Annotated in this window: 9 protein-coding genes and 1 tRNA gene; 4 read left to right on the top strand and 6 right to left on the bottom strand. The window is 44.7% G+C overall.

What is annotated here, in order from left to right:
- Positions 1–179: 179 nt before the first annotated feature.
- Positions 180–2,192 (top strand): NADPH-dependent 2,4-dienoyl-CoA reductase, encoded by a 2,013-nt coding sequence (locus R7E38_RS14675; RefSeq protein ID WP_054729697.1) that lies wholly within the window; start codon positions 180–182, stop codon positions 2,190–2,192.
- A 59-nt stretch (positions 2,193–2,251) separates the two neighbouring features.
- Here R7E38_RS14675 and R7E38_RS14670 read toward each other — a convergent pair whose 3' ends face one another.
- Positions 2,252–3,568, bottom strand: coding sequence for an MFS transporter (locus tag R7E38_RS14670; protein WP_226083888.1), 1,317 nt, complete (start codon positions 3,566–3,568; stop codon positions 2,252–2,254).
- 173 nt (positions 3,569–3,741) lie between these two features.
- Between R7E38_RS14670 and R7E38_RS14665 the strand changes: the two genes are divergently transcribed.
- Both R7E38_RS14665 and R7E38_RS14660 read left to right on the top strand, forming a co-directional pair.
- The gene (locus R7E38_RS14665) at positions 3,742–4,290 is read left to right on the top strand and encodes an NAD(P)H nitroreductase (RefSeq protein ID WP_226083889.1); all 549 of its coding nucleotides are present in this window, start codon (positions 3,742–3,744) and stop codon (positions 4,288–4,290) included.
- A 103-nt stretch (positions 4,291–4,393) separates the two neighbouring features.
- A complete protein-coding gene (locus R7E38_RS14660) occupies positions 4,394–6,361 on the top strand; it encodes a DNA topoisomerase III (RefSeq protein WP_226083890.1) in 1,968 nt (655 codons plus the stop codon).
- A 44-nt stretch (positions 6,362–6,405) separates the two neighbouring features.
- Here R7E38_RS14660 and R7E38_RS14655 read toward each other — a convergent pair whose 3' ends face one another.
- Both R7E38_RS14655 and R7E38_RS14650 read right to left on the bottom strand, forming a co-directional pair.
- Positions 6,406–6,612 (bottom strand): hypothetical protein, encoded by a 207-nt coding sequence (locus R7E38_RS14655; RefSeq protein WP_005380717.1) that lies wholly within the window; start codon positions 6,610–6,612, stop codon positions 6,406–6,408.
- Positions 6,613–6,795: 183 nt separating this feature from the next.
- The gene (locus R7E38_RS14650; protein ID WP_017635826.1) at positions 6,796–7,485 is read right to left on the bottom strand and encodes an SDR family oxidoreductase; all 690 of its coding nucleotides are present in this window, start codon (positions 7,483–7,485) and stop codon (positions 6,796–6,798) included.
- Positions 7,486–7,756: 271 nt separating this feature from the next.
- Here R7E38_RS14650 and R7E38_RS14645 point away from each other — a divergent pair, with 271 nt between their 5' ends.
- The gene (locus R7E38_RS14645) at positions 7,757–8,680 is read left to right on the top strand and encodes a histone deacetylase (protein ID WP_025767197.1); all 924 of its coding nucleotides are present in this window, start codon (positions 7,757–7,759) and stop codon (positions 8,678–8,680) included.
- A gap of 194 nt (positions 8,681–8,874) precedes the next feature.
- On the opposite strand, the gene R7E38_RS14640 is transcribed toward R7E38_RS14645, so the two are convergent.
- From R7E38_RS14640 to R7E38_RS14630, 3 genes are all read right to left on the bottom strand, one after another.
- Positions 8,875–8,965 (bottom strand) — tRNA-Ser (locus tag R7E38_RS14640).
- Positions 8,966–9,119: 154 nt separating this feature from the next.
- Positions 9,120–10,928, bottom strand: a complete 1,809-nt coding sequence (locus R7E38_RS14635) for a DUF3413 domain-containing protein (RefSeq protein WP_005380721.1) — start codon at positions 10,926–10,928, stop codon at positions 9,120–9,122.
- A gap of 22 nt (positions 10,929–10,950) precedes the next feature.
- A complete protein-coding gene (locus R7E38_RS14630; protein WP_005380722.1) occupies positions 10,951–11,178 on the bottom strand; it encodes a YejL family protein in 228 nt (75 codons plus the stop codon).
- Between the last annotated feature and the right edge of the window lie 49 nt (positions 11,179–11,227).

The following is an 11,227-nucleotide window of genomic DNA, read 5'->3' as shown; positions in this document are numbered from 1 at the left end:
GGTTCTTATCTCTAAGATCTCAAAAGATAACATTTTTTTAGCTTATCACGACCACTCAACAATTGGCATATTTTCACACGAGATTGATCGGTGTTACAAAAATGTAAACGCTTGTTTGATTTTTTGGTTGAGCAGGCTTAATCTGGTCAGACCATGATAATAACAATGGATGTTAAGTGATGTCTGCCATGTACCCAAACCTATTAAAGCCACTGGACCTCGGTTTCACACAATTACGAAACCGAGTTCTGATGGGATCAATGCACACGGGCTTAGAAGAGCACAAAGAAGGATTACACAAGCTCGCTGCTTTTTATGAAGAACGCACGAAAGGCGGTGTCGGACTGATTGTAACCGGAGGTTTTTCTCCTAACTTACGCGGTCGTTTACACCCGTTGAGTGCTGAATTCAGCAAGCCAAAACATGCTAAAGCCCATAAAGTTGTGACAGAAGCGGTGCACAAGCACGGTGGTAAAATTGCGTTGCAAATTCTCCATGCTGGGCGTTATGCAATGCATCCATTCTCGCAAAGTGCATCTGGCATTAAAGCGCCAATTGCAAAGTTTGCTCCGAGTGAAATGAGCGACCGCCAGATAAAGAAAACCATCGACGCGTTTGCTAATAGTGCGGAGTTAGCACAGCTTGCTGGTTATGATGGCGTCGAGTTAATGGGCTCGGAAGGTTACTTGATAAACCAATTCTTATGTAAACGTACTAATATGCGTTACGACGAATGGGGTGGCAGCTATAAAAAACGTATGCGTTTTCCGCTAGAAATTGTTAAAGCGGTACGCAAGGCGGTAGGTGACAAGTTCATCATCATCTTCCGTCTTTCTATGCTGGATCTTGTCGAGCAGGGCAGCACTTTTGAAGACGTTATCGAATTGGCGAAAGCACTTGAAGAGGCTGGCGTCACGATTATTAATACGGGTATCGGTTGGCATGAGGCTCGAATTCCGACAATTGCGACTCAAGTACCACGCGGTGCGTTTACATGGGTTACGGAAAAAGTTAAACCTCACGTTTCGGTTCCTATTATCACTTGCAACCGTATAAATACGCCAGATGAAGCAGAACGCATTTTATCTTCCGGTCATGCCGACATGGTTTCGATGGCGCGCCCATTCTTGGCCGATCCTTACTTTGTTGCTAAAGCCGAACAGGAAAAAGCGCAGCTTATTAATACGTGTATTGGTTGTAATCAGGCGTGTCTAGATAACGTGTTTAAAGGTAAACGCGCCAGTTGCTTAGTGAACCCTCTAGCGTGCTATGAAACCGAAATTGTTGTTGAACCAGCCTTTAAAAAGAAAAACATTGCAGTTGTTGGTGCTGGACCTGCGGGCTTGGCTTGTGCGACCACACTGGCTGAACGTGGCCATAAGGTTGATTTGTTCGAAAAGAACGACCGCATCGGTGGTCAGTTCCGTCTTGCGATGCAGATCCCTGGTAAGGAAGAGTTTCGAGAGACGATACGATATTTCGCTAACCGTATTGATGAAACAGGCGTGAATCTGCACTTATCGACGGAAGCGAACTATGACTTACTCACAGAATACGATGAGATAGTGATGGCATCGGGTGTTGAGCCACGTAAAGTCAATATTGATGGAATTGATAACCCAGAGAAAGTCGTCGACTATCAAACTCTCATTCGAGACAAAACGCCAGTCGGTGAGAAAGTGGCTATCGTTGGTGCTGGTGGCATTGGCGTAGATGTCGCGACCATGCTCACAGAGCCAGTTGGACAAACGTTGGATGACTGGTTGCATGAATGGGGAATCGACAAGGAGATGTCTCAGCCGGGTGGTTTATACCCTTATCCTGATGCGGTCAGCGATAAAGAAGTCTGGGTGCTTCAGCGTCGTAAAGGTCGTGTAGGTAAAGGTCCGGGTAAAACAACAGGTTGGATCCATAAACGTACCCTTGAAAAACGTGGCGTACATTTAGTCGGTGGCGTGTCTTACGATAAAATTGATGATCAAGGTTTGCACATTCATGTAGACGGAAGCGCGCAGGTACTTAATGCAGACAAAGTTATCATTTGTGCTGGGCAAGAGTCTGTACGTCCGTTTGAAGATAAATGGTCTGAACTTGGAGAGAAGATTCATATCATTGGCGGAGCTGACCATGCGGGTGAACTTGATGCTGTGCGTGCGATTCGTCAAGGCGTTAAATTGGCGGTAAAACTCTAGTCTTTCAAGGTGTGTTTACTATGAAAGCTGCGCTTTGAGCGCAGCTTTTTTGTATAGAACTAGTCACTAATATCTGGCAGTTGTTTGGCCATTACCACGCCAGAAAGAGTAATAAAAGAGAACACTAACACCACAGCTGAAAGGCTCAAGAAGTTCGACATAACACCAAGAGAGCTCATTAGAAGCAGCATTATCCCAACCACTGTGTTACTCACGGCTACATAGCTCGTCCGTTTGTCACCTTCTGCGATATCAACTAAATAGGTTTTTCGTCCGACTCGTATTCCGTCGTGGGCAATACAAACACAAAAGTAAAGCAGAGGAATCACGAATAGGAAGCTTTGGCTAGCGGTGACCCATGTATCGTAAACAAATAACACAACACCAAGTAGCGCGCTCATCATTGCGCCTATGACCATCACACTGCGGCTAGAGCGATCGGACATTCTTCCCCAGAAAGGACCTGACACAAAGGAGGCTAAGCCACTCGCAAACATAAAGAGAGCTAGCACCCAGAGCTGTCCACCCAGAGATTGCTGTGCCAGCACAACGTAGTACGGTGCACTCAGCGCAGAACATAAAAATAGTGTCCGCGTGATAACGAATCGACGAAAGGTCACGTCTGTCTTAAGTAACGCGAGTTGTTTAAATGCTTCGAGGACGCCATTTCGACCACCGTCTACCTCACCGGCATACTCATTAATTCGCGCATAGACGAATGCCGCGATGAGCCATATGACGCCCGCTAAGCCTAAACTCAGACCGTAAAAGCGCTCTGTCGGCTCTACGTCCCATAACCAGGCTAGTGCCAGAAGGCTAGCGAAAAGCAGCGTAACCAGGCCAGCAGCGCTTGAAGACCAGCCGTTGACTTGACCTCGTTGGTTTTTAGGGATGGTTTTGCCCAATACATCTTTTGATGCGACGGAATTTAAACCGCGTGAGAGGCTGAAGATCACAAGACATGCAATCACACCATAACCCGCAGCTGCTCCTGTTAGAGTTAATGCGACCAATCCGATTGCAAATATGGAAAGAGCCTGCAAGATGCTGCCAATTACCCAGACCCATTTTCTTACTGGAATGCGTCGGATGTAGTGCGCGATGCTAAGTTGTGGGATAAGGGAGCCTGACTCACGAATAGGAACCAGCCAACCAATTAAGTAAACCGGAGCCCCGAGACTTTGTAGTATCCACGGCAACGTGACTTTAGGATTGATTAACGCATCGCCGACTTTCGTTAAAAACTGAGCGAGAATGATTTTAAGAAAGTTGCCGGGAACTTGATGACAAGCTGATTCAGGAATCGCCTTACAGGCACGGGCATCTTCGTCATTAACGATCTTTTCGTAAATGCTGTTTTGTTTGTCCTTGTTCATCAACCTGCCTATGTTCAACTTATTCATTTCGCGAATAAATTAACATTAAACCCAGTTTGATGTTAAGTGAAGCACGTTATCAAGCCCCCAGAAAACCGGTTGTTATTCGCAGGAGCAGATTGTGCTAAAGTGGCGTAAACAAAATAACAACGATATTCAATAAGGATTCTTTCATGGACGCTCTCGATCTTTTGCTCAATCGCCGATCTATCGCGAAGTTATCCGCGCCTGCACCAGAAGGTAAAGCACTTGAGAACATCATTCGTGCAGGCCTTCGTGCGCCTGACCATGCGGGATTAACCCCTTGGCGTTTCGTTATCGCACAGGGCGATGGTTTGAAAAAACTGTCAGATATCTTGGTAAAAGCGGCAGAAGCTGAAAATAGTGATGAAGCGGTGGTCGAAAAGGTAAAGAATGCCCCATTTCGCGCACCAATGGTGATCACTGTTATTGCTAAAGTAACAGAACATGAGAAAGTACCAGCACTAGAGCAACACTTATCTGCGGGATGTGCTGTACAAGCGATGCAAATGGCAGCCGTAGCGCAAGGCTTTCAAGGGTTTTGGCGCTCAGGTAAGTGGATGTTCCATCCAGAAGTTCATCAAGCATTTTGTTTAGAAGGTGACGATGAGATTGTTGGTTTCTTGTACTTAGGCACGCCTGGTTGTACACCGATGAAAGTTCCTGAGCGTGATCTTTCTCAGTTTGTTGAGTTTCTATAACTGAAAACTCAAATATACTGACTGTTTATTTATACAGTTTTTCTTGATTTATTAGGGCTACATTCGATAATGTGGCCCTAATTATATTTATTTCCAAAACGTTATGTCTCGTCTGTTTATTGCTGAAAAACCAAGTTTAGGCCGTGCGATTGCCGCTGCACTGCCAAACCCTCAAAAGAAAGATCAAGGATTCATCCGCTGTGGGAACGGGGATATCGTTACTTGGTGTATCGGCCACTTACTCGAACAGGTCGAACCCGACGCTTACGATGAGCGTTACAAAAAGTGGAATATGGCAGATTTACCAATTGTTCCGCAGCAATGGCAGCTCAGACCGAGGAAAAGCGCAAGTAAGCAATTAACAGTGATTCGTAAATTGCTCAAAGAAGCTAAAGAAGTCATTCATGCAGGAGACCCAGATCGAGAGGGTCAGCTGTTAGTTGATGAAGTTCTGGACTATTGCAAGTTATCTAAAACCAAGAAGGAATCCACACAGCGTTTGCTGATTTCCGACTTGAACTTACCTGCGGTGAAACGCGCACTCAGTTCTATGCGCAGTAATCGCGAGTTTATCCCACTTTCAGTTTCTGCATTGGCTCGCTCTCGGGCTGATTGGTTGTATGGCATGAACATGTCTCGTGCTTATACCTTGCTTGGTCAAAAAGCAGGGTATCAAGGTGTTCTCTCGGTAGGGCGAGTGCAAACGCCAGTTCTTGGCTTAGTGGTGCGTCGTGATGAGGAAATCGAAAACTTTGTCCCGAAGGACTATTTTACCCTACATGCTCTGATCCCATATCAAGATGCCAATGGTACTTTTGATATTCGTGCTCGTTGGAAGCCAAGTGAGGCATGCAAGCCTTGGCAGGATGAAGAAGGGCGAGTGTTAAACCGTAAGTTAGTGGAAAACGTTGCAAACCGTATTGCAAATCAACTCGCGAAAGTGACGGAGTCGGAACAAAAGCAAACCAAGCAATCAGCACCATTACCTTATTCATTATCTGCTTTACAGATCGATGCAGCGAAGCGCTATGGTATGAGTGCGCAACAAGTACTAGATACTTGTCAGGCATTGTATGAAAAGCACAAGCTGATCACTTACCCGCGTTCAGATTGTCGCTATTTACCGATGGAACACTACTCACAAGCAGGGACGGTGACAACTGCTATTGCGAATAACGCAAAAGAGTTGCAAGTTGCCGTTCAGGGAGCAGACTTAACATTAAAGTCCAAAGCCTGGAACGATAAAAAAGTGGATGCGCACCATGCGATTATCCCTACACCGAAGCAAGCTAATGTGAATGCGCTTTCCGGCAATGAGATGAAAGTGTATCAATTGATTGCGCGCCAGTACCTCATGCAGTTCTATCCGGCGGCGGTTTACGCAGAAGCGAAATTGGTTTTCGATATCGCTGGTGGTACGTTTGTCGCGAAAGGTCGTCAGTTAGTTTCGCCGGGTTGGAAAGCGCTAATGGGCAAAACTGACAAGGAAGATGAAGGTATTGATGCCGTGCCACCGCTACCCGAAGGCACCGTGTTAACTTGTCGTGAAGGGGAAATAAAAGACCGAAAAACCGAGCCACCAAAGCATTTTACCGAGGCATCGCTGTTGCAAGCGATGACCGGGATCGCCCGTTATGTTGCGGATAAAGAACTGAAAAAAATCCTTCGTGACACTGATGGGCTAGGCACGGAAGCGACTCGCGCTGGTATTTTGGACACGCTGTTCAAACGCCAACTGCTTACGCGTCAAGGTAAGTCAATTCTCAGTTCTCCTGCTGGAAGAGGTCTCATTCATGCCTTGCCAGAAGATTCAACATACCCTGATATGACGGCTCATTGGGAGCACCAGTTACAAGGTATGGCAGAGAGAAATCAAGCATATCAGCCTTTCATGCAAGCACTGGAACAACGCATTGATAGCTTGATGGCACAAGTAAAAGCAGGGCCTATCCCTGATTCATTACGTCATCTACCCAAGGTGGAACGTCCTGCGTTTAAACGTAAAAAGCGCAGTTATTCAAAGAATGGTGGCGCGACTAAATCTCGTGCAACCAAAGGTAAGCAGGCATAGGACAAGCGCGGCGTAATTAAACTCCGCGCATGCTTGAAAATAGATTACTCGAACAGATCACCGTGGTTTTGGATCGCGCCTCTTACTTCACCTTGAGTTAACACGCGTTTGTCCAGTACCTCTTTCACCTGGTTGCCCAAGTCAACTAATGTATCTCGATTCGCTTGAGTTTGGCGTTTACCAGCACTTCTCAAGCAGTAATTTAGTTCGTGCTCTTCGCTAAAATTAACCAAATCCCTATCTGCTGCCATCGTGCTTTCTCCTTATTTGTTCTACTTTTTCCTAAGTCTGGATTGGATGTAGATAAATTCAAGTTAGATTGCGTGAATTATGCTGGTGGATCACTGATGAACATTATGTTTGCCAACCAAGTCACGATTATGAAGCCTGGCTTTGATGGTATTTGGTTTAGTGATGGTTGTGTCTTAATGCTGCTACCAAGGTAACTCAGTACCATCGTAGTTAATAAATCGACCTGAAAGCTGCGGTGTGCTCAGCTCTATCACGTTCGCTAGGCCTTGCGCGGAGGTTTGCGTATCTATCAAAGCATTTGGCCCACCCATCGCCGTTTTTACCCAACCAGGGTGAAGCGCTAAAACGGTAAATCCTTCAGGTGTTAAATCATTACTTAAGCTTTTCACAACCGAGTTAAGCGCCGCTTTCGATGAGCGATAAATATAACCGCCACCGGACGTATTTTCGGTCATGCTCCCCACTTTTGATGAGATACAAGCAATCTTTTTTATCTTGCCTTGTTGTAAGCGAGGGTAACAGTGCTCAACCAGTTTTAACGGTGCAATGGTGTTTACTTCGAAGGCTTTACGCCATTCTTCTACGTCAGTGTTTCCAAAGCCATATCCCTTGGGGCCGTAATATCCTGCATTATTGATGAGTAAGTCGATGGCAGGGAGTTTATCGGCAAGCTTAGCGACTTGTTCGTAATGAGTGACATCCAGTTCGTGCAAAACCAGATTACTGAATTGTGAGGCTAGAGTTTGTAGTTCTGAACTGTTCTCTAAGGAACGGCTAGTAGCATGTACTTGGTGGCCTTGCTTCAGGTACAGCTCAGTTAAGCTAAGGCCAATGCCGCGATTTGCTCCGGTAATAAAGACGGTTTGACTCATACAAACACCTATGTTTTTTTGATTTCAGTTGAAAGTCATTGTGTTAGTTAAGCACAATAAAATCAACCAACCACCACGCACCAACAACAAGAGATGAAAATAGGGATAGGGCACAAAGAGAGCCAAACAGTGCGCCGAGAATAGCAAAGAAAGTAGAATTCATATGTATATTAAATTTAATTGATATTGAAAATCATTATCAATTAAATTGCGTTTTATTCAACCCTTTAAGTTGATACTATTTCGTTACCATTGTTATTAAGAATTTCTCATGCTGCCATTTATCTACCACCCGATTTATTCTCAACTTGAGTTGCCAGAGGGGCATCGTTACCCAATTATGAAATACCAGTACCTCTATGAATCGGTATTGGTGCATATGGAGAAAGATAACTGGAAAGAGCACACGCAGTTTTTCCAGCCCGAAGCATTAACTGTTGGGGAAGTAAAACGTGTTCATGACGAGGAATACGTCGAGTTACTTGTTAGTGGAAACATGCCAGCTGCGAAGATGCGCCGAATAGGTTTTCCTTGGAGTGAGTCTCTCATTACCAGAACGCTAACTTCAGCAGCGGGCACGGCTCTGACCGCAAAAAAGGCACTTGAGTACGGTGTGGCCATTCATTTGAGTGGTGGGTATCACCACGCACACAAAGAGTTTGGCAGTGGTTTTTGTTTATTTAATGACTTAGTGATCGCGGCCAGGCAAGCGCTCGAAGTCGAGCATGTCGATAAAGTATTGATCATTGACAGTGATGTTCATCATGGGGATGGAACAGCAACTTTATGTGACGATGAGCCAGATATCATCACGCTTTCTTTCCACTGTGATAAAAACTTCCCAGCGAGGAAGCCTCAGTCTGACCTCGATGTGCCTATGGTGCGAGGAACAGGTGATGAGGATTTTTTAATGGCGTTTAAAGAAGTGGTCGATATGGCACTTAATCTTCATCGCCCTGATTTGGTTATCTACGATGCTGGTGTCGATATACATCAAGACGATGAGCTTGGATATTTTGATGTGTCGACGCAAGGGATTTTAGAACGTGATAGATTTTTAATGCAAACAGTGAAATCTCGAGGTATCCCTGTCGCAGCTGTCGTTGGAGGTGGATATCGAACGAATCATGCTGACCTCGTCCCAATTCATTTGCAGCTTATCAATGCCGCTAAAGAAGTCTTTATTGATGAGTAGATACAACTAGACGTAAATATCAAATTGATTCAACACTGAAACGAACGAAAAGGGCATTAATTTTTTGTGGGTTCTTTCTGAGAGTGGCGGAGTGCTTAGTTGCGTTCAAGAAGTGATAAGCGATTTGTACAAATCTTTTTAAGTCTGGAGATGCGAAAAAGCCCGCTAATTTCTTAGCGGGCTTTTTCTAAAAGTGGCGGAGAGATAGGGATTTGAACCCTAGATACGCTATTAACGTATGCCGGTTTTCAAGACCGGTGCTTTCAACCACTCAGCCATCTCTCCGTTGTTGAGGCGCATAATATAAGGCTTTGAAAATGTTGTAAACCCCTAGTTGAACTGATTGGATGTTTACTGCGCAAATTTGTGGTTTGTGTTGTTTAAATAAACAAAAACTCCCCAAAAAGGGGAGTTTGAATAGTATATGGATTGCTAGGTATTAATCGTTTTTAGAATAAAAACGCTGTAACTCAGTTAAACCTTGCATCAAAACTGGCAACTTCGGTGCATCATCTCGAAGTCGTTTGTAGTTTTTGTCATACAGCTTGTAGTTGCCAAACTTATCGATCACTGTGGTTTGTGAGCTAGTAATTAAGGCAAGCTCGCGAGTATCGCCCGCCAAGATCCAGCGACGACGACTTTCATCGAATAGGTTGCGACCACTACTGTAATCATATGGGTTGGAAGATACGCCGAGCATATCTTGCAATAGTGTAACCGAGAGGTCCAGGTGGCTTGTGCTGTGATTAAATTCGCCAGCCAGCATTCCAGGCCAATGGATCACCATCGGAACTTGTAATTGATAACGGCTGTAGTTGCTGTTTGCTCCCCAGCTGTTCGTATTGGTTTCGTTAAATTCACTACCGTGATTAGAAGTGATGATTACGATGGTGTTTGTCAGTTGTCCCGTCGTTTCTAGTTCATCAATAATACCGGCGATAGTTCTATCCGCCGACTTCACTGCATATTCATAAGCTTTTTTGAATCGCTCACTTGCGGGCATTTCTTCGTCATTATTTGAAGGAATCGATTCAAAATTATCAACGGTGGTGACTTCGATGTAACTAAACCATGGCTGACTTGCTTTCTCTGCTAACCATGTATTCCAGTTTGCGATAGATTGTTTATCGGTATGAGCTTGCGTGCCATCTAGGTCTTCCGCTAAGTTCAAGTCGCGGAAAATAATTTCTGAGTAGAGATCATCTTCAAACCCACTGCCACTGAATAAACCAAAGTTGTAGCCCTGATCTTTCAGTACATCGAGCAATACTGGGGAAGCACCTTGCGCCTTGATGCTTGATGCATAACTGGTCGGTAAGCCATAGAACAAACCAAAGGCCCCGTATGTATCATTACTTGAGCTGTAATGATTACGGAAGTTCTGATTGTTTTCAGCAAACTCATAGAGGTTAGGCATCTCTTCTTGGTTCAGCGCATCCGCTCGTAAATTGTTTATGCTTATCATCAACACATTGAGCTTATTAACTCGGCGGTTAAACTCAAGCTTTTCAAGAGGGTAGTTGACTAACTCTACGTTGCCTTCGTTTTCTGCTAAACGTTTTAGGTATTCCTCACGGTCAAGTAGACCATGTTTTTCCATAAAACTCTTCGCTGTCATCGGGTAAGACAACGGGAAGTTTGAACGCTGGCTAGTAATTGGGTTGTAAAAATACGCATCTGCCCAAATGTAAACCAAATGGCTGGTCATAAAGCTGAGGAAAAAGACGGCCGCGAGAGGGCGTCCTACGTGCTTATGAGATAGTTTGCGCTGTTTTCGCCATACCCATTCGGATAGTGCGAGTTGAATAAGGAAGATCAGCGGCATCACAACAAATAAATGTTGTAGGTCAGTGCTGAGCGCACTTTTGTCTTCGCTGAATAGTAACTCCCAGACAACGGGAGTTAAGTGCAAATTGATCGACTGATACGCTTGGGTATCAATTAATAATATGGTTTGCCCAACGGTTGCGAAAATCACTGCCACCAAACGGAACAACTTCCGCGATGGCAGGATAAACGTCAACGGGAATAGAACAAGCAAGTAAAGTGCGAAAACTAGAAAGCCAAAGTGACCAACCCAAGAAACCGCCAGATAAAACTGACCAAGTAACGTCTCGGGCCAAGGAGACTGAACAATGTAGCGTGTGCCTATCAACATCGACGCAACGATATTGAAGAATGCAAACCAGTGACCCCAACCAACTAGTCGAGATACACGTTCGCCGTATGAGTTTCCGCTGTCTACCATGTATGTGTTCTATTGTCCGTGATTAGTGTGTTTTTGGTGTTTCTAAAGAAGACATCAGCGCCTGAGCAAATTTTTCAGCAATCGCTTTGCGTTGTGAAGCAGCAACACGTTGATTTAAGACATTGGTTGCGATATTTCCGGCAATCATTAGCGTCAACTCAGGAGAAGCAGCGTGTTTTTCAAGAACTGTTGCTACTTCAGCAAGAATTTTTTCTACTTGCTCGTCAGTATATTTAGATGTAATCGGCATAAAGACTCTAATAATGATAGTAAAAGCGGCTTATGATAACCTACAATGC

This window comes from Vibrio sp. Vb2131, assembly GCF_033338535.1.
GTDB classification, from domain to species: Bacteria; Pseudomonadota; Gammaproteobacteria; order Enterobacterales; family Vibrionaceae; genus Vibrio; species Vibrio alginolyticus.
The sequence above is the reverse complement of the archived record's forward strand: the minus strand, read 5'-3'. Positions and strand labels throughout refer to the sequence as shown.